The 26,679-nt window shown below is 64.0% G+C and carries 29 protein-coding genes; 16 read left to right on the top strand and 13 right to left on the bottom strand.

Annotated features, from left to right (window positions below; translation table 11 throughout):
• Positions 1-146: 146 nt before the first annotated feature.
• The 5 genes from OKW39_RS35545 to OKW39_RS35525 form a co-directional block, all read right to left on the bottom strand.
• Positions 147-407 (bottom strand): hypothetical protein, encoded by a 261-nt coding sequence (locus tag OKW39_RS35545; RefSeq protein ID WP_429564773.1) that lies wholly within the window; start codon positions 405-407, stop codon positions 147-149.
• Positions 400-1,149: a DNA/RNA non-specific endonuclease gene (locus OKW39_RS35540; protein ID WP_429564772.1), complete on the bottom strand. Its 750-nt coding sequence runs from the start codon at positions 1,147-1,149 to the stop codon at positions 400-402. The genes OKW39_RS35545 and OKW39_RS35540 overlap by 8 nt, the downstream gene beginning before the upstream one ends.
• A 321-nt stretch (positions 1,150-1,470) precedes the next feature.
• The gene (locus OKW39_RS35535) at positions 1,471-1,830 is read right to left on the bottom strand and encodes a DUF3564 domain-containing protein (RefSeq protein ID WP_090808065.1); all 360 of its coding nucleotides are present in this window, start codon (positions 1,828-1,830) and stop codon (positions 1,471-1,473) included.
• A 217-nt stretch (positions 1,831-2,047) separates the two neighbouring features.
• Positions 2,048-3,760, bottom strand: coding sequence for an acid phosphatase (locus OKW39_RS35530; RefSeq protein ID WP_429564771.1), 1,713 nt, complete (start codon positions 3,758-3,760; stop codon positions 2,048-2,050).
• 101 nt (positions 3,761-3,861) lie between these two features.
• Entirely contained in the window at positions 3,862-4,158 is a 297-nt protein-coding gene (locus OKW39_RS35525) for a hypothetical protein (protein ID WP_090808061.1), read from the bottom strand.
• 160 nt (positions 4,159-4,318) lie between these two features.
• Between OKW39_RS35525 and OKW39_RS35520 the strand changes: the two genes are divergently transcribed.
• Positions 4,319-5,293, top strand: a complete 975-nt coding sequence (locus OKW39_RS35520; protein WP_429333189.1) for an IclR family transcriptional regulator — start codon at positions 4,319-4,321, stop codon at positions 5,291-5,293.
• A 108-nt stretch (positions 5,294-5,401) separates the two neighbouring features.
• Here the strand turns inward: OKW39_RS35520 and OKW39_RS35515 are convergent, their stop codons facing one another.
• Positions 5,402-6,475: a porin gene (locus OKW39_RS35515; protein WP_429564770.1), complete on the bottom strand. Its 1,074-nt coding sequence runs from the start codon at positions 6,473-6,475 to the stop codon at positions 5,402-5,404.
• 443 nt (positions 6,476-6,918) lie between these two features.
• On the opposite strand from OKW39_RS35515, the gene OKW39_RS35510 reads away from it, so the two are divergent.
• From OKW39_RS35510 to OKW39_RS35445, 14 genes are read left to right on the top strand one after another with little or no spacing between them, the layout of a single operon-like run.
• The gene (locus OKW39_RS35510; protein ID WP_090808057.1) at positions 6,919-7,233 is read left to right on the top strand and encodes a non-heme iron oxygenase ferredoxin subunit; all 315 of its coding nucleotides are present in this window, start codon (positions 6,919-6,921) and stop codon (positions 7,231-7,233) included.
• 1 nt (position 7,234) lies between these two features.
• Complete coding sequence (locus OKW39_RS35505; protein WP_429564769.1) at positions 7,235-7,546, top strand: recombinase-like helix-turn-helix domain-containing protein; 312 nt, start codon at positions 7,235-7,237, stop codon at positions 7,544-7,546.
• 48 nt (positions 7,547-7,594) lie between these two features.
• Positions 7,595-8,680 carry a Rieske 2Fe-2S domain-containing protein gene (locus OKW39_RS35500; protein ID WP_429564768.1) on the top strand — a complete coding sequence of 362 codons (1,086 nt, stop codon included), beginning with the start codon at positions 7,595-7,597 and terminating at the stop codon, positions 8,678-8,680.
• Positions 8,673-9,440 (top strand): SDR family oxidoreductase, encoded by a 768-nt coding sequence (locus tag OKW39_RS35495; protein WP_429564767.1) that lies wholly within the window; start codon positions 8,673-8,675, stop codon positions 9,438-9,440. The genes OKW39_RS35500 and OKW39_RS35495 overlap by 8 nt, the downstream gene beginning before the upstream one ends.
• Positions 9,441-9,466: 26 nt before the next feature.
• Positions 9,467-9,997, top strand: a complete 531-nt coding sequence (locus OKW39_RS35490; protein ID WP_090808049.1) for a cupin domain-containing protein — start codon at positions 9,467-9,469, stop codon at positions 9,995-9,997.
• A 49-nt stretch (positions 9,998-10,046) separates the two neighbouring features.
• Complete coding sequence (locus OKW39_RS35485; RefSeq protein ID WP_429564766.1) at positions 10,047-10,952, top strand: alpha/beta fold hydrolase; 906 nt, start codon at positions 10,047-10,049, stop codon at positions 10,950-10,952.
• Entirely contained in the window at positions 10,949-11,833 is an 885-nt protein-coding gene (locus OKW39_RS35480) for an IclR family transcriptional regulator (RefSeq protein ID WP_429564765.1), read from the top strand. The genes OKW39_RS35485 and OKW39_RS35480 overlap by 4 nt, the downstream gene beginning before the upstream one ends.
• A complete protein-coding gene (locus OKW39_RS35475) occupies positions 11,833-12,642 on the top strand; it encodes an SDR family oxidoreductase (RefSeq protein WP_090808043.1) in 810 nt (269 codons plus the stop codon). The genes OKW39_RS35480 and OKW39_RS35475 overlap by 1 nt, the downstream gene beginning before the upstream one ends.
• Positions 12,635-14,293: a thiamine pyrophosphate-binding protein gene (locus tag OKW39_RS35470; RefSeq protein ID WP_429564764.1), complete on the top strand. Its 1,659-nt coding sequence runs from the start codon at positions 12,635-12,637 to the stop codon at positions 14,291-14,293. The genes OKW39_RS35475 and OKW39_RS35470 overlap by 8 nt, the downstream gene beginning before the upstream one ends.
• On the top strand, positions 14,286-15,116 hold the full coding sequence (locus tag OKW39_RS35465) for an aspartate dehydrogenase (protein WP_090808039.1): 831 nt from the start codon (positions 14,286-14,288) through the stop codon (positions 15,114-15,116). Before OKW39_RS35470 ends, OKW39_RS35465 begins: the two co-directional genes overlap by 8 nt.
• Before the next feature lie 42 nt (positions 15,117-15,158).
• The gene (locus OKW39_RS35460) at positions 15,159-16,649 is read left to right on the top strand and encodes an aldehyde dehydrogenase (RefSeq protein ID WP_184057782.1); all 1,491 of its coding nucleotides are present in this window, start codon (positions 15,159-15,161) and stop codon (positions 16,647-16,649) included.
• Between the two features lie 21 nt (positions 16,650-16,670).
• Positions 16,671-17,636, top strand: a complete 966-nt coding sequence (locus tag OKW39_RS35455) for a VOC family protein (RefSeq protein WP_429564763.1) — start codon at positions 16,671-16,673, stop codon at positions 17,634-17,636.
• Positions 17,629-18,894, top strand: a complete 1,266-nt coding sequence (locus OKW39_RS35450; RefSeq protein ID WP_184057786.1) for an NAD(P)/FAD-dependent oxidoreductase — start codon at positions 17,629-17,631, stop codon at positions 18,892-18,894. Before OKW39_RS35455 ends, OKW39_RS35450 begins: the two co-directional genes overlap by 8 nt.
• A 25-nt stretch (positions 18,895-18,919) precedes the next feature.
• Entirely contained in the window at positions 18,920-20,323 is a 1,404-nt protein-coding gene (locus OKW39_RS35445) for an MFS transporter (protein WP_429564762.1), read from the top strand.
• A gap of 95 nt (positions 20,324-20,418) precedes the next feature.
• On the opposite strand, the gene OKW39_RS35440 is transcribed toward OKW39_RS35445, so the two are convergent.
• From OKW39_RS35440 to OKW39_RS35410, 7 genes are all read right to left on the bottom strand, one after another.
• Entirely contained in the window at positions 20,419-20,880 is a 462-nt protein-coding gene (locus OKW39_RS35440) for an N-acetyltransferase family protein (protein WP_429564761.1), read from the bottom strand.
• 142 nt (positions 20,881-21,022) lie between these two features.
• Positions 21,023-21,226: a DUF3562 domain-containing protein gene (locus tag OKW39_RS35435; RefSeq protein ID WP_090808029.1), complete on the bottom strand. Its 204-nt coding sequence runs from the start codon at positions 21,224-21,226 to the stop codon at positions 21,023-21,025.
• Positions 21,227-21,461: 235 nt separating this feature from the next.
• The gene (locus tag OKW39_RS35430) at positions 21,462-22,760 is read right to left on the bottom strand and encodes a TAXI family TRAP transporter solute-binding subunit (RefSeq protein WP_429564760.1); all 1,299 of its coding nucleotides are present in this window, start codon (positions 22,758-22,760) and stop codon (positions 21,462-21,464) included.
• Positions 22,761-22,939: 179 nt separating this feature from the next.
• Positions 22,940-23,410 carry an Hcp family type VI secretion system effector gene (locus OKW39_RS35425; RefSeq protein WP_184057793.1) on the bottom strand — a complete coding sequence of 157 codons (471 nt, stop codon included), beginning with the start codon at positions 23,408-23,410 and terminating at the stop codon, positions 22,940-22,942.
• A complete protein-coding gene (locus tag OKW39_RS35420) occupies positions 23,400-23,678 on the bottom strand; it encodes a hypothetical protein (RefSeq protein WP_187617598.1) in 279 nt (92 codons plus the stop codon). The genes OKW39_RS35425 and OKW39_RS35420 overlap by 11 nt, the downstream gene beginning before the upstream one ends.
• Positions 23,675-24,157 carry a DUF2778 domain-containing protein gene (locus OKW39_RS35415; RefSeq protein ID WP_429564759.1) on the bottom strand — a complete coding sequence of 161 codons (483 nt, stop codon included), beginning with the start codon at positions 24,155-24,157 and terminating at the stop codon, positions 23,675-23,677. Before OKW39_RS35415 ends, OKW39_RS35420 begins: the two co-directional genes overlap by 4 nt.
• A gap of 224 nt (positions 24,158-24,381) precedes the next feature.
• Positions 24,382-25,290: a LysR substrate-binding domain-containing protein gene (locus tag OKW39_RS35410; RefSeq protein WP_429493158.1), complete on the bottom strand. Its 909-nt coding sequence runs from the start codon at positions 25,288-25,290 to the stop codon at positions 24,382-24,384.
• A gap of 124 nt (positions 25,291-25,414) precedes the next feature.
• Between OKW39_RS35410 and OKW39_RS35405 the strand changes: the two genes are divergently transcribed.
• Positions 25,415-26,509 (top strand): tartrate dehydrogenase, encoded by a 1,095-nt coding sequence (locus tag OKW39_RS35405; protein ID WP_429564758.1) that lies wholly within the window; start codon positions 25,415-25,417, stop codon positions 26,507-26,509.
• The last annotated feature ends 170 nt before the right edge of the window (positions 26,510-26,679 follow it).

Genomic DNA, 26,679 nt, shown 5'->3' with positions numbered 1-26,679 from the left:
TCTATGTACATTATGTGACAGAGGGGGGCGATCCGCTCTATTGGCGCGAGATTAGAAAAACTAGCGGTCACGCAAAGGTTTGCGTGACCGACATCAGTAAAACTTACGATCTGCGAAGTTGCGCAAATGCAACGCCGCCGAATCCGTTATTGAAACGGGTTCTGCACGATACCCGGTTTAGCATCCGGCTCGTCCTGCACCTTTGCCGGTAAATCCTTCTGCGCCTGCAGGCTCGCGACGATCGCATCGAGCGCTTCCTTCAACGCGAGCGCCGCCTTCAGTCCGCGTTGATCGCGCGTCAATTCGAGCGTGCCGTTGAGCACGACACGCGTCGTGCCATTGCTGAGCGTGAGCGCATCGCCTTGAATGTTGAGCAGGCCGTCATCGTTCGAATAGGGCTTAAACACCTTTCAGTCCTCCTGGCCGCTGGTCCTTGAGGTTGTCCGGAATGCCCGGAAAGCGGATGCCCGACATCGCTTCGAGTTCGTGAATCGTGCGGATGTCGTAGCGGTTGGTCTCTACATTATCAACCACGACTGCGAAGGCCAGTTGACGCGACGGCACGTAGACGACCTTGTACAACTGGGTGGGCACGAACACGCGCGTCGGTCCGATCGTCTGCAATTGCTGGCCGGTGAACAGCGGGCCGGTGACGACGTACGTGTCGTCGTAGGCGAGTGCGATCTTGCGCACGGCAGTTTCGATGCGTGCCCACAATCGTTGGTTATTCTGACGATTTTGCGGCACGATGTTCGCGAGCGAGAACGATTGCGCCATCGCCTCGTCGTTCCACCGATTACCCGCCGGACTCATATGACCGCGATCGAAGCCGCTGCGTTTGTAGTCGGCGAGTGTCGCGCCTTCGCCTTCGGGCAGACGCGCGTCTTCGAAGAACTTGTTGGTGCGCACCATGTCCTTCGCTTCTTCGATGTGCTCACGCGTCAGATGCTCGGCAGACCACAGCGGACCGTGCGTGATACCCGAATGGAGCACCGCGAAATCGCTATAACAAAGCAGGCGCGTTTTCGGCGCCATCTTCTGATTGGTGGGGACGGGCCATTGCGCATTCGGCGTGAATCCGGTGCAGGAAGGCGCCGCGCTCGCATGAGCGGCGACGGCGAGTAACAGACAGGCAAGCCACTTCTTCATGGGTCGGTGGTTCGATGAACGGGGACGCAAGTATAGCGTCGTGGCCCGCATCGAGCGACTGCACAATGCGAATCGAAGGAAGGGAATTGGAAACGGCAGAGGCGGCGTGCGCCGGACAAAAAAGTGGGCCGCTTTGCAGCGACCCGAATGCGTGGACTTCCGAATCTACGGACGCAATCTTAAGAATGTCTTAAGGCTTTGCGATATCGCGGCACGTTATGTTCGATTGCGCACGAACAGATTTACGCGTACGAACAGTGCTCGTGCAATGAGTCGGAAGTTTCGACCGGAAAAGAGAAGCGCGACGAATCGCGCCAGAACTTAGTTACCGAACACGCTGTTTTCAGCGCGCACTTTTTGACGATCCACCGCCTGCAAACGCCAGAAGCCGCTAGTCGCCTTGCGTGTTTGCAGCGCGGTCCATGCAGCGGCGCCTTGCGCGGCGCTCACTCGCTCCTTGCGATCGACGTGCAGACCGCGCAACGTACAAAGCGGCGCCTCGGCGCTCGGTGCGCACAGCGTGGTCACGCCGTTTTCGTCGCGCAGTTCGCCCCATGGGGGCAGGTCGATCCCTTGATGCGCTTCTCTCGACCACCGATGTTCATCGGTATCGAGCCAGAGCACAGCGTAATCATGGCTTACGGTGGGATCGGAACCGTTAATCAGGATGGTCAGTCGCATATCAGTTCCGTTCATAAATTGCGAAGCGCTTTATCAGTCTAGGCGGCGCGGCGCTTTATGCAAGACAAAGGCATGATGTGCGAATGGAAAATCAGGTCGCCAAAAGGTGTGGCGAGGTACGGTGAATCCTTACTGCGCCGCGGCGTACGCGATATGCATGCAGTAACGACCACATGCAGACCGCGAGCCGCGACAAATCAACGCAGCCGAGAGGCGCTCAAGCGAGATCGAGCGAAGCGGTCAGATCGCCGAGCGGCGCGAGTCCGTTGCTTGCGAATGCCTTGTCGCGCGCGACCACGCCATCGAGTGGCGCGAGTCCATGCACACGGTTAATGAAACGCAGAATCGAGTTCGTGTCGTACACCGTGTGATCGACATAAGCCTTCTTCGCCAGCGGCGAGATCACGAGCGCGGGAACGCGCGAACCCGGACCCCAGCGATCGCCGATCGGCGGCGCGACGTGGTCCCACCAACCGCCGTTCTCGTCGACGGTGACGATCACGACCGTGTTCTGCCATTGCGGGCCGCGCTGGATGTGCTCGATCAGCGTCGCGATGTGGCGGTCGCCCGAGGCGACGTCCGCATAGCCCGCGTGCATGTTCAGGTCGCCCTGGGGTTTATAGAACGTCACGGTCGGCAAACGTCCCGCGTCGATGTCGGCAATCAGGCGATTGGTCGACGCGTCGTTACCCATGCCGCCGTCGCGCAGATAGCGGCGGCGCGCGGCGGTGCCCGGCGCGTAATTGGCGAAGTAGTTAAACGGCTGATGGTGGTACTGGAAGTCGGGCATCGACCCCGTATCGCGATGATCGAGCGCGAATTGCCACGCGCCGCTGTACCACGCCCAGTCGATGCCCTTGCCGGTCAGCCGGTCGCCGATCGTCGCGTAATTCTGCGGCGGCATCACCCGCGGGTTCGACGGATCCGCGAAAGCCGGGTCGCCGCCTTCGGCCGGACGCACGCTGCTCGGCTGATACGGCGGCGCCATCGTGTTGACTGCGTAGCCGTCGGCGGTGAAAGCGCCGTCATTGACGAACTTCGGCGGACCGTCGAGCGCCGACGCAGGCGAATTGGGCGCGAGCTTCAAACGGGTGCCGGTCGGATCGTCGCCTTCCACGACCGACACCATCTTCTTCGCCGGACTGTTGTGGATGTCCGGATAGTAGGGCGCCTGCGCCGAGATCAGGAAGATATGGTTCAGCCAGGAGCCGCCGAAGGCGGCCATGAAGAAGTTGTCGCACAGCGTGTACTGCTGCGCGAGATTCCACAGACGCAGCGTGTCGGCGGAATTGCGGTAGTGCCCCATCACAAGGCCGCCGGAATCGCCCCACGCGGCGAACTGGTTGTTGCGCCCCGCGTTGATCTGCATCTGGTTCTGATAGAAGCGATGGATGAGGTCGCGCGTGATCACGCCGGTCGGCAGCGGCGCGCCGTGCGCATCGACGATGCGGAACGGCCGGTTGCGCAGATGATCGAGATCCTTTTCGCCGATCATGTAGCGCTTGCCGTCCACTTCCTGCGCCTGCGGCACGAGCCCGCCCCAGATGGCCGGCAGCCGCGGCAGCGGCGTCTTGCCGTCGCGGTCGAGCTGGACGTATTGCTGGGCGGTGAGCGCGTCGAGCGGATGCTGGACGCCCGGGTAGTTGCCGTACAGGTTCGCGAAGCTGCGATTCTCCGCGTAGATGACCACGATGTTCTTCACCTGATCGTGCAGCGCAGCGTCGAGCCGCAAGTCGGCGGCGCTGCGCGGCGGCCCGTTGCCAGCGAGTCCCTCGCCTGTTTTGCAGCCGGTCAGCGCAAGGCCGAGGCCGACCGCCGCGAGACCGGTCAGTACGCGCCGGCGTTCGGGATCGTCGGGGGCGTCGTTGGTGTTATCGATTGAATCGGGGTTGTCCAGTTTCGGCGGCAGGTGAGGATCGTGGTCGGTCATCGGTGAGTTCCGAAGGAGACGTGACGGTCGCATCGGCGCCGCTCGAAGCGGCGCGCGCGACACCGGTTACGGGTCCGCCGAGGGCGGCAGGCCTCGCGGCTTTACGGCAGCCGACGCTTGACGCGCCAACTGTGATGCGTGGCATCGACGGCCAATAGTAGCCAGTGCCGTGCGTCGATCGGATGACGTTTTTGCGTCGCATAACGCTCGACGGTCAATTCGAGTTCGTCATGTGCGCGCCGATGGCAGGTGGCGTGCGCACCGGAACCGTCCGCGAATTCGACGCGCGCCTCGGCGACGTTTGACGCGCAGGCCGGCTCGGGAAGATTCGCGATGCGCACCGCGCAGCCCGGATAAAGATGCGAGTCGGCAACCTGAATCTGGACCGCGCTGGACATGACGTGGCCTCCTACGCTTGGGCGGCGCGAGCGAGCGGCTGGAATACACCGCGCCGCCGGACCGGATCAAAGCATAGCACCGCCCATGGCCGATTCGCCGCGTGCTTCGCGCTATCATCCTGAATTGAACCCGATGAACCGCATAGAGACGGCAGCCAAGATGGCAAAAGAAGAGCAGACAGGAGTGGGACGCAGGCAGGCCAAACCCCGTGCGGCGGCAGCCTCCGCGGCACAACACGAACCGGCGCAGTCGCACGCGCAAAGCGCGGACGTGTCCGCTTCCGCCAACGACGACGACAGCGCCGGCGGATCCACATATCTGGTGCCCGGCCTCGAACGCGGCCTGCGCATCCTCGCCGAATTCAGCGCGCGCGAGCCGGTGCTCGGCGCGCCGGAGTTATCGAAGCGGATCGGCATCCCGCGCACCACCACGTTTCGTTTATTACAAACGCTCGAGGCGCTCGGGTTCCTCGAACGCGTCAACGGCGACCGCTATTTCCGGCTCAGCGTCGCGGTGCTGCGGCTCGGCTTCGAGTATCTGAGCTCGCTCGAGCTGACCGACGTCGGCACGCCGATTCTCGAACGCCTGCGCGACGCGACCGGGCTCAGCACGCATCTGCTGATCCGCGATCAGCGCGACGTCGTGTTTGTCGCGAAGGCGCAGACGCACGAGCCGATGTACAGTTCAGTCAAGGTGCACGTCGGCACGCGCCTGCCCGCGCATGCAACGGTGCATGGCCAGGTGCTGATGGGCGATCTGAGCTTCGAAGAGTTGCGCCAGCTGTATCCGGAACCGCAGCTCGAACGCTTCACCGAGCGCACGCCGGCGACCGTCGAAGAACTGTATGGACGGGTGCGCGAGAGCGCGGCGCTTGGCTATGCGGTCAGCGAGGCGTCGTTCGAGCGGGGGATTTCGGTGGTGAGCGCGCCGGTGCGTGACCAGAGCGGTAAGATCGCCGCCGCGTTGACGGTGACGATCCCGCGTTCGGATATCGGCGAGACCGCCGAGCGCGAGCCGCTGATCATCGCCGTATGCCAGGCGGCGTTGGAGCTGTCCGAGCGCCTGAGCTATCGCCCGAGGCCGGACGATCCGACCGCGATGCAGGCACGCCGCAGATCGGTTGCCGCGCATTGAGTGCGCGCTGACTTCACGGCGCTACTACTTCCAATACTTATTTCATATCTGTCGGCGAGTCCTGCTGCATTGCACAGCCGGACTCGCCGTGTCACGTCGTCAAAATCATCAGAACGAGTGATGGATGCCGCTCAGGACGATCGCCTGATTGCGGCCGCTCGATACGCCCGCGGTGAAGAACGCCGCGTCGGTGTTCGAACCCGCGCGCTGATACAGCGCGTTGATATACACCTGCGTCGACTTCGACAGCGCATAGACGTTGCCGATCATGAACTGCGTCCAGCGATGGCCGGCCAGCGTCGTCGTCGCGGCGCCGCCTGCGATCGTGTTGAACGGCGTGACCTGCCAGTTCGCGCCAGCGTCGTAGCTCTGATAGGTGTCCGAGTGACCGGCGCTTTCGAGCTTCACGCGGGTGTACAGGCCGTGTACGAGCACACTGCCGAACTGGTACGACAGGCCCAGGCCCATGTTCTGCAGGTTGTCGGCCGTGTAGGTCGCGGCGGGCTGACCCTGGAAGGTCGTGATGCCGGTCGTCACGATAGACGGCGTGCGGTTGTTCTCGTTCGAATAGCTTGCGCCTGCCTTGAAGCCGCCGTTGGCGTACGTCGCCGCAAAGCCATACGAGCGGCCGATCGCGAAGTTGGTCTGATTGCCGAGGCCCATCATCGCGCCGAAGGTGAAGTCGTCGAACGACGCCGAACGGAATTTCGCCGAGTTGTCGTACGGCACGACCGCGGTGTTGGCGAGCGCGTCGATGTTGCCCGGGTGGAACGCGTACCAGCTCGCCGCCTGGTAGCCGGTGCTGAACGGGCCGAGCACGTCGAAGCTGAACGGCGTCTGATGACCGAAGCTCAGCGTTCCGATCCGGTCGGAAGCGAGACCGACGTAAGCCTGACGGTTGAACAGCACGCCCGCTTTCGCCATCGCGCCCGTGTTCGTATAGAAGCCGTTTTCGAGCTGGAACACCGCCTTCAGGCCATTACCCAGATCTTCGACGCCCTTCAGGCCCCAACGGTCAGGCTGCATGTTGCCCTGTTCCTGAATCCACTTCGAACTGCCGCCCACGTTGCTGATGTACGCGACACCTGCATCGAGGCTGCCATATAGCGTCACGCTGCTCTGCGCCCACGCGCCCGTGGTCATGCAAGCTGCCGTCAAACCGGCCGCAATGATTTGCTTCACCGTTGGTCCTCCTGATCAAACGACGTAGACACTCGCCGAATGCGCCGTCCCTGATCTGTTCTCTGGGGTTAATTCCGTTCTGGTTTCTGCGCCAGAACCACATCGGCTTTACTTCTGCGTTCCACCTATGAACACATGTATCGCCTATGGAAAGTATAGTGAAGCTGAGATCATCCAAAATAAATTTTGAGATCAGTACAAACCCGCTGTTGCCGATCGTCCCACGTCGGGGATTCCGGCTAGGCCATGCTTAGCAAAGGCCCGCGTGGTTAAAGGTTGTGCGCCCGGCACGGCGCGCCGATGTGTGCCAAAAAACGACAGTCGGTGTTTTCCCCTAAGAGCTCATTTTTTTATTTTCTCGGCGTAGACCGACTCCTATAATCGACCATACACGAACTGCTGTTCCTTATATGGAACATAAAGGTCCAAGGAGAACGTGAGAAATGACCGAACCATGGCGCTGTGCCGGACATGCCGGTGACCTGTCCGAAGACTCCCCGCTCGAGTTCAAGCTCGACGGCACGGAGATCGGCATCTACAAGGTGGGCGACGAGATCTACGCGATGGAAAACGTCTGCCCCCACGCGTACGCGTTGCTGACGCAGGGCTTCGTCGACGGCGACACCGTCGAATGTCCGCTGCACGAAGCCGTGTTCCATATCCCGACCGGCAAGTGCCTGAAAGAGCCGGGCGGCCGCGACCTGAAGATGTACTCGGTACGTCTCGCAGGCGAAGAAATCCAGATCAAGGTGGAATGACATGCGAGAGGTAGCCGTGAATTTCAATCCCTTCCTGCAGCCGTGGCTCGCGCCGCAACCGAACAACGTCGCAGGCAAGGGCGTGATCGAGAAGCCGGGCGAGAGCAGCAACATGGTCTGGCAGAACCGCAAGGCCGAGCCGACCCAGTACGAAAACGACTTTGGCGATGCGCTCGAACGCGTTTTCGAAGCCGGCGCAACAGAACTGCAGGAGGTCGTCGAGGGCTTGAACCGCGACGGTTTCCGCACCCCGGAAGGCACTCAGTGGATCGCCGAGCGCCTGGCCGCCGAATTCCGTCAGCTCGCCGACTAGGCGCGCCTTTCCGAACACGTTTCACCGCATTCGTACTGGAGTCTCTTCATGACGTCCCCCACTACAACTGAAGGCACGGCTGATCCGGTCAAGTCGTATCTGGACCGCGGCCTGCGCAACTACTGGTATCCCGTCGCGCCGAGCTGGCAGGTCGGCAACGCGCCGATCGGCGTCACGCGTCTCGGCGACCAGATCGTGCTGTGGCGCGATAGCGAGGGCAAAGTCCACGCACTCGAAGACCGCTGCCCGCACCGCGGCGCGCGTCTGTCGCTCGGCTGGAACCTCGGCGATCGCGTCGCGTGCTGGTATCACGGCGTCGAAGTGAACGGCAGCGGCACCGTCATCAACGTGCCCGCCGTGTCGAGCTGTCCGCTCGAAGGCAAGACCTGCGTGAAGTCGTACCCGGCCGAAGAACACGCCGGCGCGATCTTCCTGTGGTTCGGGGACGACGCGCACCAAGAACCGGCGCCGCTAGTGCTGCCTGACGAACTCGTTGGCGAGGAATACGCAAGTTTCCTGTGCATGTCGAACTGGAAGTGCAATTACCAGTACGCGATCGACAACGTGATGGACCCGATGCACGGCGCCTATCTGCACGCGACGTCGCACTCGATGGCCGAAGGCGACAAGCAGGCCGAGATGCGCGTGCGCAAGACCGAAACCGGTCTGATCTTCGAGAAGATCGGCCAGCGCGACGTGAACTTCGACTGGGTCGAACTCGGTGACACCGGCGCGCTGTGGATGCGTCTCGCGATTCCGTACAAGAAGAAGTTCGGACCGGGCGGCAACTTCGGCATCATCGGCTTCGCGGTTCCGGTCGATGGCGACAACTGCCAGGTTTACTTCTGGCGCACCCGCAAGGTGCAGGGCTGGCAGCGCGACGCATGGCGCTTCCTGTATCGCAACCGCCTCGAAGGTCTGCACTGGGACGTGCTCGAGCAGGACCGCTACGTCCTCGAAAGCCTCGCCCCGAACGCGCGCGATCACGAGTTCCTCTATCAGCATGACGTCGGCATGACGCGTGTGCGCCGCATGCTGCGTCAACGCGCACAGCAGGATCTCGCCGCGCTCGGAACGCATCGCGCGGCCAACGCGACGGCCGCCGCCAACGAAGCCGGTCACAGCCATGCATAACGACGCACTCGCAGCGCTCAAGGGCCGGCGCGTCCTCGTGACGGGCGGCGCGCGCGGTCTCGGCGCGGCGTTCGTCCGTGCGCTCGTCGAAGCTGGTGCACAGGTCGTGTTCGGAGACGTGCTGCACGACGAAGGCCGCGCGCTCGGGGCATCGCTGCGCGAGCAGGGCCACGCGACGACCTATCTGCCGCTCGACCTCGCCGATCCGGCCAGCGTCAAGCAGTTCGCGGAGCAAGGCGCGGCACAGCTCGGCGGTCTCGACGCGCTGATCAACAACGCGGCGATCACGAATTCCGGCGGCAAGTTCGCCGACGAGCTGTCCGTTCAAACGTGGGACGCCGTGATGAACGTCAACGTGCGCGGCACCTGGCTGATGAGCACCGCCGCGCTGCCGTATCTGCGCGAATCGGGCCGCGGCGCCGTCGTCAACATCGCGTCGGACACGGCGATGTGGGGCGCGCCGAAACTGCTCGCGTATGTGGCGAGCAAGGGCGCCGTGATCTCGATGACCCGCTCGCTCGCGCGCGAATTCGGCGCGTACGGCGTGACCGTCAACGCGATCGCGCCGGGCTTGACCGAAGTCGAGGCAACCGCGTACGTGCCCGCCGAGCGTCACCAGTACTACCTGCAAGGCCGCGCGCTCACGCGCGCACAAGTGCCCGACGATGTGACCGGGCCGGTGCTGTTTCTGTTGTCCGATGCCGCTCGCTTTGTGACTGGCCAGCTGCTGCCGGTCAACGGCGGCTTCGTGATGAATTGATCTTGTCGAATCGAAAGGAGAAAGAGATGGCGGACGCCGACAACGAACGCAAATCCTGGGACCAACCCGCGGACGCAAGCTTCCAGCAATGGCTGGACAGCCGCGTCGCACGCCTGGAGACGCGTCGCTACGACTGGGACGCGCTGAAGTTCCAGGCCGACTACGACCCGAAGTATCGACGTGCGCAGATGCGCTATGTCGGTACCGGCGGTACCGGCGTCGCGAAGGACATGAACACGGTGCCCGCAGGCAACTTCACGTTCTCGACGATGGTGATCCCGGCCGGCAACATCGGCCCGAGCCATATTCATACAGACGTCGAAGAAATCTTCTTCGTGCTGCGCGGCAAGATGAAAGTGATCTGCGAGCGTGACGGTGAGACGTGGGAAGCGGTGCTCGGCGAGCGTGACCTGATCTCGGTGCCACCCGGCGTGTACCGCACGGAAGTCAACATCGGCGAGGAAGACGCGCTGATGTGCGTGATGCTCGGTTCGCCGAAGCCGATTACGCCGACGTATCCGCCGGATTCGCCGCTCGCGAAGATCAAGCGCGGCTAACGCGCTGCCACGCCGTCCACGTCGTTCCACTTCACCCGCGAAGGAAATCATGTCCGCAGTCCCGTCCGGCAACGCCGAACAGCTTGCCGCGCTCGAAGCGCGTCTCGCACGCTATCCGGCGCAGCAAGGCAGCCTCGCCGCGCAACGCGTGCTCAGCTATCGCGAAGTCGATCGCGCTGGCCACGACGCGCTGCCGCTCGTGTTGCTGCACGGCATCGGTTCGGGCGCGGCTTCTTGGGTGCAGCAGTTCGACGCGCTCGGCGCGACGCGTCGTGTGCTGGCCTGGGACGCGCCGGGGTATGGCGCTTCCTCGCCGGTCGCGGCAGCTTCGCCAGTTGCGCAGGATTACGCAGTCGTACTGAAGGAATGGCTCGACGCGCTCGGCATCGAACGCTGCGTGCTGGTCGGGCACTCGCTCGGCGCGATCGTCGCCGGCGCGTTTGCCGCCGCGCATCCCCGCTATCTGGCGGGTCTGTTGCTGCTGTCGCCCGCGGGCGGCTACGGTGCGGCCGCGCCCGAGGTGCGCGACGCCAAACGCGATCAACGGCTCGCGATGCTGAACGAACTGGGGCCCCAGGGTCTCGCCAACACGCGCAGCGCAAACATGCTGTCCGCCCACGCGAGCGACGACGCACGCGCATGGGTCCGCTGGAACATGTCACGAGTGATGCCGCATGGCTACGCGCAGGCCACGCACCTGCTCGCCAACGCGGATCTCGCGGCCGACCTCGCGCGCTACGACGGTCGCGTGAACGTCGCGGTCGGCGCCGAAGACACGATCACGACGCCCGAGGCCTGCGAAAAGATCGCTCTGGCCGCGCGGAACCGTCTGCAGATCGTGCCGCGCGCGGGACACGCCGGCTATATCGAAGCACCCGCCGCGTACACCGCGATCGTCGATACGTTCTGCCGCGTAAGCGACAGCCCACTGAGCCAAAGCGGAGCCAAAGCATGACGCCCGACACACTTGACCCAGAGCGCGATCTCGCCGCAGAGGGCAACGAAACGAGCAGCGATTCGGGCTACCGTGTGCCCGGTCTCGAACGCGGCTTGAAGATCCTGATGGAGTTCTCGCCGCGCGAGCCGGTGCTCGGCGCACCGGAATTGTCGCGGCGCCTGAGCATTCCACGCACGACGGTGTTCCGTCTGCTGCAGACGCTCGAATTCCTCGGCTTTCTCGAACGCGCCGACAAGGACCGCAACTATCGCCTCGGCGTCGCGGTGCTGCGGCTCGGCTTCGAATATCTGAGCTCGCTCGAACTGACCGATCTCGGTCTGCCGATCATCGAAAAGCTGCGCGACGAGACTGGCCTCACGAGCCACATCGTGATTCGCGATGCACGCGACGTCGTGTTCGTCGCGAAGGCGCAAAGCCATGCGCCGATTTTCAGTTCGGTGAAGGTCAACGTCGGCACGCGCCTGCCCGCGCATGCGACGACCCATGGCCAGGTGCTGATGGGCGATCTGACGTTCGAGGAACTGAAGAAGCTCTATCCGGAGCCGGAACTCGAGCGCTTCACGAGGCAGACGCCGGCCACGGTCGACGAACTGTACGAACGGATTCGCGACGACGCGCGGCGCGGCTTCGCGATCAGCGAGTCTTCGTTCGAGCGTGGCATTTCGGTGGTCAGCGCGCCGGTGCGTAACGACTCGCGCCGCATCGTCGCGGTGATCACGACGACGATTCCGCGCCGCGAAATCGATGCATCGCTGCTCGACGGCGGTCTCGTCGACAAGGTGCGCCGCGCGGCCGACGAGCTGTCGCAGCGGCTCAATTACAGGCCGAAGTCTGGGCCGAATAGCGGCAACAAGTACATGAAGGCACTGGGGCTCTGATGATCCAAATCGACTTGACCGGACAGGTAGCGGTGGTGACGGGCGGTTCGTCCGGCATCGGCCTCGCAACCGCCGAACTGTTTTTGCGCGCCGGCGCTTCGGTCGCGATCTGCGGCCGCGACAGCGAGCGGCTCGCACAGGCGCAAGCCGCGCTCACGAAGAAGTATTCCGGCGCGCAACTGCTCGCGCAGCGCTGCGACGTGCTCGACGCCGACGAAGTCAACGCGTTCGCGCAGGCGGTGCAGCAGCGCTTCGGCCGCACCGACATGCTGATGAACAACGCGGGCCAGGGCCGCGTGTCGACCTTCGCCGATACGACCGACGAGGCCTGGCGCGAGGAACTCGACCTCAAGTACTTCGGCGTGATCCGCCCGACCCGCGCGTTCCTGCCGATGCTGCGCGACACGGCCGGCGCCGGCTGCAACGCGGCGATCGTCAACGTGAACTCGCTGCTCGCGCTGCAGCCGGAGCCGCATATGGTGGCGACGTCGTCGGCGCGCGCGGGCCTGCTGAGCCTGACGAAGTCGCTCGCGGTCGAATTGGCGCCGCAGCGCGTGCGCGTCAATTCGATCCTGATCGGCATCGTCGAATCGGGTCAATGGCGCCGCCGTTATGCCACTCAGGCCGAGCCCGGACAGAGCTGGGAAGACTGGACCGGCGAACTCGCGCGCAAGAAAAACATCCCGCTCGGCCGCTTCGGCCGTCCCGAAGAAGCCGCACAGGCGCTCTTTTATCTGGCTACCCCGCTGTCGTCGTACACGACTGGCAGTCACATCGATGTTTCTGGAGGCGTTGCACGACATGTCTAACAAAACCACCGTTGGCGAACTGATCGCCGCCTTTCTCGAGCAATGCGGCGTAAAAGCCGCCTTCGGCGTGATCTCGATCCACAACATGCCGATCCTCGACGCAATCAACACGCGCGGCAAGATCCGTTATGTCGGCGCGCGTGGCGAAGCCGGCGCGGTGAACATGGCTGACGGCCTCGCGCGCGTTTCCGGCGGCCTCGGCGTCGCCTTCACGAGCACCGGCACCGCGGCAGGCAACGCGGCGGGCGCGATGGTCGAAGCGCTGACGGCGGGCACGGCACTGCTGCACGTGACCGGCCAGATCGAAACCGATTATCTCGATCAGGACCTCGCGTACATCCACGAGGCACCGGATCAGCTGTCGATGCTGCAATCGATCTCGAAGGCCGCGTTCCGCGTGCGCTCGGTCGAAACCGCGTTGCCGACGATCCGCGAAGCCGTGCGCGTCGCGCGAGCCGCGCCGAGCGGCCCGGTCAGCGTCGAGATTCCGATCGACATCCAGGCCGCCGAAGTCGAATGGCCGAGCGATCTCGGCGCCCCGCACGTGAGTACGCTCACGCATTGCAAGGACCGCGTCGCGCAACTCGCGCAGCACCTGACGAAGGCGAAGCGCCCGCTGTTGTGGCTGGGCGGCGGCACGCGCCACGCGCGCGCGGCGGTCGAACGTCTGGTCGCGCTCGGCTTTGGCGTCGTGACCAGCGTGCAGGGTCGCGGCGTGCTGCCCGAAGATCACCCGGCAACGCTCGGCGCGTTCAACGTGCACCCGGCGGTCGAAAGCTTCTACAAGACCTGCGACGCGCTCGTCGTGGTCGGCTCGCGTCTGCGTGGCAATGAAACGCTGAAGTACAAGCTCGCGCTGCCGCAGCCGCTGTATCGCATCGACGCCGACGCGCTCGCCGACAACCGCGGCTATCGCAACGACATGTTCATCCACGGCGACGCCGCCGCGGTGCTCGACGAACTCGCGACGCTGCTCGAAGGCAAGCTGAAGATCGATCCGGCGTTCGCGCAAGACCTGGCCGCCGCGCGCGAAAGCGCGGTCGCCGACGTCAGCAAGGGTCTTGGGCCCTACAAGCGTCTCGTCGACGCGCTGCAGGAAGCCGTGGGCCGCGACTACAACTGGGTGCGCGACGTCACGATCTCGAACAGCACGTGGGGCAACCGCCTGCTGAAGATCTTCACGCCGCGCGCTGGCGTGCACGCGCTCGGCGGCGGCATCGGCCAGGGTATGCAAATGGGTATCGGCGCGGCGCTCGCGGGCAATGCGGCGAAGACCGTGGCTCTGTGCGGCGACGGTGGCCTGATGGTCAACGTCGGCGAACTCGCGACGGCCGTGCAGGAAAACGCCAACGTGATGATCGTGCTGATGAACGACCAATGCTACGGCGTGATCCGCAACATTCAGGACGCGCAGTACGGCGGCCGCCGCTGCTACGTGCAACTGCATCAGCCGGATTTCGCGCAGTTCTGCGAAAGCCTGAAGCTCCCGCACTACCGCATCAAGTCGCTCGACGACGCCGCCGCGATCATCCGCGAAGGCATGGCGAAGACGGGCCCGGTGCTGGTCGAAGTGGACATGCTGTCGGTCGGCTCGTTCGCCACCGCGTTCGCGGGCCCGCCGGTCAAGAAAGAGGAGCCGCAACATGCATGAGGCCGGCTACGCGGGACATCACGCGCCCATCGACATCGCGATGATCGGCTTCGGCGCGATCGGCCAGGCGGTGTACCGCTCGGTCGCCGCCGATCCGGCGGTGCGCGTGTCGCATGTGATCGTGCCTGAAAGTCATGTGGCGTCGGTGCGTGAAGTGGTGGGCGCGAGCGTCGACGTGGTGTCGTCGGTGGCGGCGCTGAGCACGAAGCCGCAGTTCGCGCTCGAATGCGCGGGCCACAGCGCGCTCGTCGCTCACGTCGTGCCGTTGCTGAAGGCGGGCACCGATTGTGCGGTCGCGTCGATCGGCGCGCTGTCCGATGTCGGGCTGCTCGATGCGCTCGCGGCCGCGGCCGATCAAGGCGACGCGACGGTCACGCTGCTGTCGGGCGCAATCGGCGGTGTCGACGCGATCTCGGCGGCGCGCTTCGGCGGTCTCGACGAAGTGCTGTACACGGGCCGCAAGCCGCCGGTCGGCTGGCTCGGCACGCCGGCCGAAGCGGTTTGCGATCTGGCCACGCTCGCCGAAGAGAAAGTGATTTTCGAGGGCAGCGCGCGCGAGGCCGCGCGGCTCTATCCGAAGAACGCGAACGTCGCCGCGACGATCGCGCTCGCGGGCCTCGGCCTCGACAACACGACAGTGCGATTGATCGCCGATCCGAACGTGACGCGCAACGTGCATCGCATCGTCGCGCGGGGCGCGTTCGGCGAGATGGCGCTCGAAATGAGCGGCAAGCCGCTGCCGGACAACCCGAAGACGTCCGCGCTGACCGCCTATAGCGCGATCCGCGCACTGCGCAATCGCGCGGCGCGCTGCGTGATCTAAGACCCGTTAAGCCCCTGGCTTGAAAGAACCGGAACGACCGACATGACTCACTTCGATACCAGCCTCGTGCCCAACGGCGATATTTTCATCGGCGGCGAATGGCGGCAGGGGCGCGGCAACCCGTACAAAAGCCTGTATCCGGCGGATCAGTCGGTCAACATGGAAATCTCGACGGCCAGCGCCGACGACGCGCGCGAAGCCATCGAAGCCGCCGACGCGGCGTGGCGCAAGTCCAACTGGTCGGGTCTGAAGCCGCATCAACGCGCATTGATCCTGTATCGCATCGCCGATCTGATCATGGCGCGCCACGAAGCGCTCGCGAATCTGCAGCGCCGCGACAACGGCAAGCCGATCGGCGAGACGCGCGTGCTGGTCGCGAGCGCGGCGAACACGTTCCGCTATTTCGCGGCCTGCCTCGAAACGCTCGATGAAGACGTCACGCCGTCACGCGGCGACTATCTGACGATGAGCATCTACGAGCCGATCGGTGTGGTCGCGGCGATCACGCCGTGGAATTCGCCGATCGCGTCCGACGCGCAGAAGCTCGCGCCGGCGCTCGCGGGCGGCAATGCGGTGGTGCTGAAGCCCGCCGAAGTCACGCCGCTGGTGTCGCTCGCGCTCGCGCGCATCTGCGAGGAAGCGGGCGTGCCGAAGGGTGTGGTCAGCGTGCTGCCGGGCAAGGGCTCGGTGATCGGCGACGTGCTGGTGCGCCATCCGCTCGTGAAGAAGGTGTCGTTTACGGGCGGCACCGAAGTGGGCCGCGGCATCGCGCGCATCGCGGCGGACAAGCTGATGCCGGTGTCGCTCGAACTCGGCGGCAAGTCGCCGACCATCGTGTTCGACGACGCCGATCTCGATCATGCGGTGAACGGCGTGCTGTACGGCATTTTCAGCTCGTCGGGCGAGGCGTGCATCGCGGGTTCGCGCCTGTTCGTGCAGCGCTCGATCTACGACACGTTCATGCAGCGTCTGGTCGAAGGCGCGCGCAAGCTGCGCGTCGGCGATCCGTCGCGCGAGAACACGCAGATGGGTCCGCTGATCACGCAGGCGCATCGCGAGACGATCGAACGCTATGTCGCGCTCGGTCTAGAAGAGGGTGGGTGTCTGCTGTGCGGCGGCGAACGTCCGGTCGGCGATAACCGTGAAGCCGGCACCTACTTCCAGCCGACCATTCTCGAAGGCCTGACCAACGACGCGCGCATCTGCCAGGAAGAAATCTTCGGCCCGGTGCTCGTCGCGATGCCGTTCGACGACGAAGCGTCGCTGCTGAAGGAAGCGAACGACAGCGTGTTCGGCCTCGCCGCCGGCATCTGGACGCGCGACTACAAGCGTGCCTACCGGATCGCGCGCGGGCTCGAAGCCGGCACCATCTGGATCAACACCTACAAGCTGTTCTCGATCTCCACGCCGTTCAGCGGCTGGAAGGAGAGCGGCATGGGACGCGAAAAAGGCCGTGTCGGCATTCGCGAATACATGCAACAGAAGAGCCTCTACTGGGGCTTGAACGACGCGCCGTTGGCGTGGGCGAACTGAAGCGGGACGAAGAGGCACGTTATGACGATTCTCGGCATTGAACAGATTATTTACGGCGTGACGGATCTCGCCACCTGTCGGCAGTTTTTCGCGGATTGGGGTATGACAGAGACCGCCCACGACGAAACCCACGCGCGCTTCGAAACGCTGAACGGCTGCACGGTGCTCGTCGTCGAGGCGAACGATGCGTCGCTGCCGCCCGCGTTCGAAGAAGGCCCGACCTTGCGCGAAGTGACGTGGGGCGTCGCGACGAAGGCGGAGCTCGACGCGCTGCGGGGCCGCTTAGCCGGCCAGCCGGGTCACTACGAAACCGACGACGCGGTTGGCTGCATCGACCCGAACGGCATGGCGGTGCGCGTCGAAGTCACGCGAAAGTGGGCGGTCGACGTGCACGGTTCGCCGTCGAACGTGTGGGGCCAGACGCTGCGCGTCGATCAGCCGTCTCCGGTCTATGAGCGCGCGGAGCCGGTCGAAGTGGGCCACGTCGTGTTCTTCACGAACAGGCTCGCCGAACAGGAAAAGTTCTATCACGAACTGCTCGGCTTCGAGACCTCGGACCGTTATCCGGGCCGCGGCGCGTTCATGCGCTGCGCGCCGCACGGCGGCCATCACGACCTGTTCCTGCTGGCGCTGCCGAACGGCAAACGCGGCCTGAACCACGTCGCGTTCACCGTGCGCGACATCCACGAAGTGTTCGGCGGCGGCATGCACATCAGCCGCTGCGGTTGGGAAACGCAACTCGGCCCGGGACGTCATCCGGTGTCGTCGGCGTACTTCTGGTACTTCAAGAATCCGGCCGGCGGCCTGATCGAGTACTACGCCGACGAAGATCAGCTGACGCCCGATTGGCAGCCACGCGATTTCGAGCCGGGCCCGACCGTGTTCGCCGAATGGGCGATCGACGGCGGCATCGACGGCAACACGCGGCGCCAGAAAGACGCGAAGGCGCCGGAAGGCAAGTTCATGACGGAGCGCAAGAATGACTGACGTTGCCGCGGAAAAGGCCCAGACCGCGCATGCGGGGCTCGAGGCGCCGCGCACGATCGTCGTGATCGGCGGCGGCCAGGCGGCCGGCTGGGTCGTGAAGACATTGCGCCGGGAAGGCTTCGACGGCCGCCTCGTGATGATCGCCGACGAAGTGCATCTGCCGTACGAGCGTCCGCCGCTGTCGAAGGCCGTGCTGGCCGGCGACGCGGACATCGACACGGTGCGGCTCGTGAAGCCCGACGATTTCGACGCCTTGAACGTCGAGGCATGGCAACCGGATCGCGCGACGTCGATCGATCGCGAGCAGCGCATCGTACGCACGAAGTCGGGCCGCGAAGTGCGGTACGACCGCCTCGTGATCTCGACCGGCGGCGCGGCTCGCCGTCTGCCCGACGCGCTCGTGAAGACCTCGCATATCGCCTATCTGCGCACGCTCGACGAAGCGGTCGCGCTCGGCGAACGGCTGCGCTCAAGCAAGCGCGTGCTCGTGATCGGCGGCGGCTGGATCGGTCTCGAAGTCGCGGCGACCGCGCGCAAGCTAGGCGTCGAGGCGTGCGTGGTGGAAGGCGCGCCGCGTCTGTGCGTGCGCTCGCTGCCGCCGCTGGTATCCGATTTCCTGCTGGAGCTGCATCGCGCGAACGGCGTGGACGTGCGTCTGAACGCGGCGTTGGTCAAGCTCGAAGATCATCCGAACGACGCGAACCGGCTGCGCGCGACGTTTAAGGACGGCTCGACGCTCGACGCCGATTTCGCGGTGGCCGGCATCGGTCTCGCACCGCATACGGCGATTGCACAAGCGGCGGGCGTGAAGGTCGAGGATGGCATCGTCGTCGATCACTTCGGCGCCACCGACGACCCGCGCATCTTCGCGTGCGGCGACGTCGCGAATCATCCGAGCGCGTGGCTGAAGCGCCGCGTGCGGCTCGAATCGTGGGCCAACGCGCAGAACCAGGCGATCTCCACGGCGAAGGCCTTGCTCGGCACGTTCGAACCGTACGCGGATATTCCGTGGTTCTGGTCCGATCAGTACGACGTGAACCTGCAGATTCTCGGCGACATTCCGGCCAACGCGGAACTCGCGGTGCGCGGTGATCTGCCCGGCAAACGCGCAACGCTGTTCTATCTGGAAGACAACACGATTCGTGGCGTGATCGCGATCAACACCCCGCGTGAGCTGAAGCTTTCGCGCAAGTGGATGAACCAGGGCCGGACCATCGACCTTGTCACCCTGACTGACGCCTCCACGGCGCTTGCCTAATCATTTCTACGGACGGCACCTCGGCATGAGAACCATCGAAAACACAACAGGAGACCGCAGCAGCGCCGGTGTTTCAGGCGCTGTGACGCAAGGCTCGATCATCGCGCGTCTGGAGCGCTTGCCGAGGAACCGGATGCAGGTGCGGGCGCGCATACTGATCGGTCTCGCGACGTTCTTCGATGGCTTCGACGTCATCGCGATCGCGGCGACGCTGCCCTTGCTGATCGCGAAATGGAATCTGACGCCGTGGGACGTCGGCTTCCTGCTTGGCTCGGGCGCCGTGGGACAACTGATCGGCGCGTTCCTGTTTCCGTGGTACGCGGAACGCGGCGGACGCGTGAAGGCGATCGCGCTGAGCTCGGGCATTATCGGCATCACCAGTCTCGCGTGCGGTTTTGCGCCGACCTTCGCGGTGTTCGTCGCGCTGCGTATCGTCCAGGGCCTGGGCCTCGGCGGTGAGTTGCCGGTGGCCGCGACCTATATCAACGAGATCAGCCGCGCGCACGGCCGCGGACGCTTCGTTCTGCTGTACGAAATCGTGTTCCCGATCGGGCTGCTCGCGTCGAGCGCGCTCGGTGCCTGGATCGTGCCGCGCTTCGGCTGGCAGGCGATGTACTTCATCGGCGGCATGCCGTTGATTTTGTTCTTCGTGCTGCGCAAGCTCGTGCCGGAATCGCCGCGCTGGCTCGCCGTGCGCGACCGGATGGCCGAAGCCGATTCCGCCGTGCTCGCGTTCGAACGTGCCGCCAAGGTGCCGCTGCCGCCGGTCGCGCAGGCGTCGGAGTTCGACGAGATGGTCAATCGCCATCCGAAGCGCCGCGTCGCGGACCTGTTCGGCCCGGCCTATCTGAAGCGCACGCTCGCCGTGGCGATGCTGTGGGTCACCTGCGGCTTCATCCAGTACGGCCTGTCGACCTGGCTGCCGACGATCTACCGCACGATCTATCACGCGCCGCTGCAACTCGCGCTGAACCTGGCGGTCGCGGCGTCGGTGCTCGGCGTGCTCGGATCGCTGGCCTGCGCGTTACTGGTCGACAAGGTGGGACGCAAGCCGATCATCAGCATCTCGTTCGTGCTGTGCGCGTTGTCGCTGGGCATGGCGGGTGTGTTTCACGGCTCGTCGGTGTATGTGGTCGCAACCTTCTGCGCGCTGGCGCTCGGCTTTCTCGCCAGCGGCTTCATCACGGCCTATGTGTACACGCCGGAGCTGTACCCGACCAGCATCCGCGCGATGGGCTGCGGCGTCGGCGGCGCGTGGCTGAAGGTGGCGGCGATCTTCGCGCCGGCGATCGTGTCGAAGACGATGATCGGCGGCAACCTGGAAGTGGCGTTCTATATCCTGGCCGCCGTGCCGTTCCTCGCGGCGGTCGCGGTGCACTTCCTCGGTATCGAAACCAAGGGCAAGGTGCTGGAGCAGCTCGAGGCTTGACCGGGACTGCGTGATGACCGCTCGAGCAGTAAAACGAAAGGCGCACCGGGTAGTGCGCCTTTCGTCTTTGATGAGCCTTGATGACGCGCTGAGCGCTAAAGCGCTTTGCGATATACCACGAAGCCGGACTTATCCGCGACCTTGTCATAGAGCTGCATCGCGGTGTGATTCGTCTCGTGCGTCTGCCAGTAGACGCGTTGCGCGCCGTCGGCTTTTGCCCGCGCATAGACGGCCTCGATCAGCGCACGGCCGACACCCTTGCCGCGCTCGCTATCGAGCGTGTACAGGTCCTGCAGATAGCAGATCGGCCCCGCCATCGTCGTATGACGGTGATAGAGAAAATGCACGATGCCCTGCAATTGGCCGACGCGTTCCGCGACGAATGCATGCATCGGCTCGTAGCCATCGAAAAAGCGATTCCACGTGATTTGCGTGATCTCGCGCGGCAACGCGGTCTCGCCCGAGCGGCCATAAAACGCGTTGTAGGCGTCCCATAGCGGGAGCCATGCATCGAAATCGTCACGGGTGACGGCGCGAATCTGCAGCGGGGCGGACATGTGGACGGCTCCTTTGAAAAGCTGTGGAACCGCCAGCATAAAAAATTTGCGACGCGATTGTTAGCTCCACCATGCTCGCAAAATCTGGAGCCACGACGCGTGCGACAGTGCGGTGAGCCGATGCATCACCGCATGCCGCGAGTCAGTGCTCGCGACGTTGCTTGTGACGCAACTCGTTGCGGACCTTCTTCGCGGCGAACAGCGGCACGTAGTCGAACACGCGCGCCTCGTTCCGGAATTCGGCGAGCGTATCGGCGTACATGCGCGACACCGTTTCTGCCGGCGTGTCGGTTTCCTCGGCGATGCTTCGGACCACTTCGTCTACATTCGGCTCAGGCTGGGACATGGTCTCTCTCCGGGTAGGACGGCAGGCTGGATGGACGGTACGCGGACGGCAGGAGTCCATTACAGGATGCGAATCGCGAGCGCGCCAATTGAATCGACCTATCGTCCGACTGATTCCACAGAGATTTTTTTCTTGCGCTGCGGCAAGCACCCACGCGGTGAGGCCGTGCGGAAAATCAACCGGCTGCGCGGTGGTGAATACCCGGGAAACGCACAGGGCTAAGCGACCGCCGCCTCTACCTCTGCACTTTCTGCGCTACATGCGCGATCCGGTCGCGCACGACGCCGATCGCCTGCTTCAGCGCGTAAACATCCTGAAAGTAGCGGTACGGAATTCGGATCTGACTAGCGTTCGCGTCGATGCTTTCAATCTCCTCACTCCACTGCGCGATCTGCGCGCGAGACGGCTCGGCGTTCTTCCATACTTCGTCCTCGAGCGCCTTGATCGCGCGGTACCAAACGATCAGGCGTTTCTTCATCCGCGCTTCGAGCATGCGCGGCAGCGCCTGCGCGAGGCCGATCAGCAGCGCGAGGAACGGCACCAGAATCAGCAGCCGCCGTTCGATCAGACTCGCGAGCCAGAACGGCAGGTAGCGATACAGAAACGGCCGGCCCGATTTGAAGTACCGCACGCTTTCGTCGGAGATCGGGAATTCTTCGGTGTTCAGGTTGGGGAACGTGCCGAGCGGCGTGAAGTAGTCCTCGCCGCCGTGCACCGTGCGCGCCGCGTCGAGCAGCAGATAGACGAGCGCCGGATGCAGCGTGTCCTTCGACACGAGCAGCGCCGTCGCCGCGAGCAGCGTGACGTCGCTGCGCGGCAGATCGTCGGCGACGCTCGTCGAGGCACGCGGCAAGGTGATCTTCGACAGCGACGGGAATTTTTGCGCCAGTGCATCGGCCTGCGCGAAGCTCATCAGCTTCAGGTTGCTGGTGAGCAGCGTGTGCTGCATGTCGGCGTCGGGCCGGCCAATGAAGAATGCCGCGTCGACCTGACCGCTTTCGAGCCCCTGGTATGCGGCGTTCGCATCCATCTGCAGCAGGGTCGAGTTCTGACTCGTGACGCCGCTATAGCCGAGCAGCACCTGCGAGACGTTGAGCAATCCGCTGCCTGGCACGCCCATCGAAATGCGCTTGCCGCGCAGTTGCGACAGCCGGTCGATCGTCGCATCGCCGCGATAGAACACCCAGATCGGTTCGTACGACACGGCGGCGATGGTTTCCAGATTGTCGGTGTCATTCGGACTGGTCGTGCCCGACTGGATGAAGCCGACCTGATAGGCGCTGTTCGGGTCCGCGAGCCGCTGGTAGTTTTCGACCGAGCCCGACGAGCTACGGATGTCGAGCTTGACGCCTTCGCGCTTGAGCAGCGGCGCGTAGCGATCGGCGAAGCCGCGATAGATGCCGCCGTCCGCACCGGTGGTGATGACGATCGTGCGCTGGAACGCGGGCTCGAGCACGAGCGCGAGCATCCAGCCGAATGCGGCGATGAGCACGATCGCGCCGACGATCAGAAGACGCCGGCGCCGCCGCGTCATCGGGGTTGTCGGGCTGCGGTACAGCGCGGGGTCTGGTCTCGGCATCGTTACCCGGTTTGGTCAGGTCCGGCCTTGGTGACTGATGGGATGGAGGTGGTCTCTATTTCCTCAACTTTACGATATCAGAGGGTTTTATTGGATAGTCAGTGATGTGCATTGAAAAGGTCTGGCTGACACTGTCATCGGGGCACAGGTCGGTTGGCCCTGATGTCGAAGATTCCGGTAACTACGCCGTTGCTGCCGCCTTGGGCATTTTGAACGATGTATTCCTGCTTGACCCTGGCAAAAGAGAGGCGAACCTGTTCGTGTTGTGCGGTCATCTCTACGCCCGTGATGAATACATCGTTCATTGTGAGCCTGAGGAAATCGAGGGGGCTGCCACCCGCCCTGCGCATGGTAAGAACCGCTTTCGAAACGTGCGTGCCGGTCAGGCAATAGGACATCAGGCTCGGACTCGCCCGGTCCACGTTGTGGAAGAACACGAGGTCGTCGACCGAGGCTTTGCTGACGCCGCTTCCTGGTCCGGACATCATGGAGAGCCGCTGTGCCATCTTCCATGTCCAGTTGATCACCTCGATTTCGTCCGGGTGTGTCGCGTCCTGCGACTCGCCCGTAATCCCGTCGATTTTTATGAAAACGTCATTTGACATCAAGGCGACACCTCTTTCTAACAAAAAGCACGGACCCGCCCCACGAGAGCCCCCAGCATAGTAGGAAACTGACTGCGAGCAGCAGCGTAACCACCACGTCCTCTTCGCCCTCCACACCGACGGCGCCAACGAGCTTGAAGAGGGGGCGAAGCATTTCTAACGTGGATTCGCTGCCCACCCAGCGCGCAAGCGGGTCGATCGTCGACAACGCAAGGCAGACTGGGACAGTCAGCACGAAGGCCGTAAAAATCCGCAGCGCAGTTTTCATTGCACAAGTACCGTACCGTAGTACTGCAGTGTGGTGCCGGGTATCTTCCGGGTTGGGTGCGACAGCAAGAACGAGCGTAAGCGATCGAACTGGGACTGGTCCGTGACCGTGATGCATCCCTCACTTTCTCCCCAGCGACCAGTCGGATGCAGGCGGAAGTTGCCTCGCTTCACGCCATTGATAAATGTCCAATCGTCAATCACGCCGTCGTTTCGATAAAGCGCGAACCAGATCGAATGATCGACATCGGACCATGCGTCCTTGACAAGGTCATACAGCCATCCCAGATGACCGCCACTCTGTCGGTCTACGATGTAGTACAGGCCTTGCGGAAGCGGACCGCTTTCGGCGACCGCTGTATCTGCGGGGTTGTTGACATGGGCTGGTTTGCCCGAAAAAGCAGACACGTTGCCAAAGCCTTTGCAGGTCAATACAGAGATGAGTCGACGGTTAAGCGTGAAATAGCACTCGGCGGGCATGGTTTACACATCGAAAAGGCGTTCACTCCGTGGTGGCGACGGAAGCGAGAAGACGGGTGACTCGAGGTAACGTTCGTGACACAGTCAGCTTCGGCGAAGACGGAACCATGCTCAATCAGACGACTCGGAAAGCGAGGCAAAATTTGGCCGATGTGCTGCTCGCTCTTTTGATGACATCATGAGTGCGCACGATCGCTGTGCTGCACTACGCCCCCGCCCCCACCTCACCCCCCCAACTCCCGCGCAATAAACTCGACGAACGCGCGAATACGATTCGACATCTGATGCCGCGGCGAATACACCGCGAAGATATCCGCATTCGGTGTGTCGTGATCGGGTAGCAACTGGACGAGCGATCCTTCCGTCAGATACTGCCGGATGTCCCATTCCGCGCGCATCAGGATGCCGTGTCCTTCGAGCGCCCATTTGACGGCGATCTCGCCGTCGTTGGTGGTCAGGGTGCCCTTGATCCGCACCGCCTCGGTCTTGCGCGCGGCGCCGCGTCCCGAGGTCAGCCGCCACACGCCGTACGCTTCGTCGCCCTGACGAATGCCGATGCAGTTGTGGCGCGTCAGATCGTGCGCCGTGAGCGGCATGCCGTGCGCCGCGAGATACGACGGCGCCGCGCACAGCAGACGCCGGTTCGGCGCAAGCCGGCGCGCGACCACGCGGGTATCGGGCGGCTCGCCGAAGCGGATGCAGACGTCGAAGCTGTCGTCGGTAAGCGGCGGGGGCGTGACCGACAACTGCAGTTGAACCGACACCTGCGGATACCGCGCGACGAAGCGCGAGATCGCCGGCCCGACATGGCTGCGCCCGAAGCCGAGCGTCGCGTTCACGCGCAGCAAGCCCTTCGGTGTCTTTTTCGCCGAGCCGAGCAGTTCGGCCAGTTCGTCGATCTCGTCGAGAATCCGCCGCGCGCGCTCGAGGTATAGCTCGCCTTCGGGCGTCAGCATCATGCGGCGCGTCGTGCGGGTTACGAGTGCGACGCCCGCGCGCTGCTCCATCTGGGTCAGGCGCTTGCTGACGGCCGCCGCGGTCAGCCCCAGTTCGCGTGCGGCCGCGCTGAGGCTGCCGCTCGCGGCGAGCGTCGAGAAAAAGCCCAGATCGGCTGGCTGGACGGTGTCGCGCATCGTCTTTTCCGCGTCTTCGCATTTGTGAATGCAAGTTAAAGATGCTTTGAGTTTAGCACCGGTTTTTACCGGTGGGATCGCGCTAGAGTCCACTCACGCCATTCACCAAGCACAGGACGCAGACATGAAGACCTATTGCATCGCAACCATCCCCGGCGACGGCATCGGCAAGGAGGTCGTGCCGGCCGGCGCGCAGGTGCTCGAGGCGCTCGCGAAGACCACGCGTGCCTTCACGTTCGAGTTCGAGAACTTCGACTGGGGCGGCGACTACTATCGTCAACACGGCGTGATGATGCCGGCCAACGGGCTCGACGCGATCCGCGACAAAGATGCGATCCTGTTCGGCTCGGCGGGCGACAAGGACATTCCCGATCACATCACGCTGTGGGGTCTGCGACTGAAAATCTGCCAGGGCTTCGACCAATACGCGAACGTGCGCCCGACGCGCATCCTGCCCGGCATCGACGCACCGCTGAAGTACTGCAAGCCCGAGGATCTGAACTGGGTGATCGTCCGCGAAAATTCGGAGGGTGAATATTCGGGCGTCGGCGGCCGCGTGCATCAGGGCCATCCGATCGAAGCCGCGACCGAGGTGTCGATCATGACGCGCGCCGGCGTCGAGCGCATCATGCGCTTCGCGTTCCGACTCGCGCAGTCGCGTCCGCGCAAGCTGTTGACCGTGATCACGAAGAGCAACGCGCAGCGTCATGCGATGGTGATGTGGGACGAGATCGCGCTCGAAATCTCGAAGGAGTTTCCGGACGTCACGTGGGACAAGGAACTCGTCGACGCGGCGACCGCGCGCATGGTCAACCGTCCCGCGACGCTCGACACGATCGTCGCCACCAATCTGCACGCCGATATTCTCAGCGACCTCGCGGCCGCGCTCGCCGGCAGCCTCGGCATCGCGCCGACCGGCAACATCGATCCGGAGCGCCGCTATCCGTCGATGTTCGAGCCGATCCACGGCTCCGCGTTCGACATCATGGGCAAGGGGCTCGCGAATCCGGTCGGCACGTTCTGGTCGGTCGTGATGCTGCTCGAACACCTCGGCGAATTCGACGCGGCCAGGCGCGTGATGCAGGCCGTCGAAGCGGTGACCGCGAACAAAGCGCTGCACACGCGCGACCTCGGCGGCACGGCCACGACCGCGCAGGTGACGGCGGCCGTGTGCGCGTTCATCGAGCAGGCGGCGACGCCCGCGGCGAACGCGGCTTGAGCGCCGGCTTCGCGCGAACTGAACCGGACTGAGCGGAACCGCGCGCAAATCAGGCGCGCGGTCTGCGCCCCGGCCACGACGTGGCCGGCACACAACCTTGACTCGATTAGCTCGGCCCAACGTCGGCCGGCGCGAGGCTCGCGCGCGGTCAATAGCCGCGCGCCGCAGGA

The organism is Paraburkholderia sp. MM6662-R1 (genome assembly GCF_050436245.1).
Lineage (GTDB): Bacteria > Pseudomonadota > Gammaproteobacteria > Burkholderiales > Burkholderiaceae > Paraburkholderia > Paraburkholderia tuberum.
This window is presented reverse-complemented; position numbering and strand designations above follow the sequence as displayed.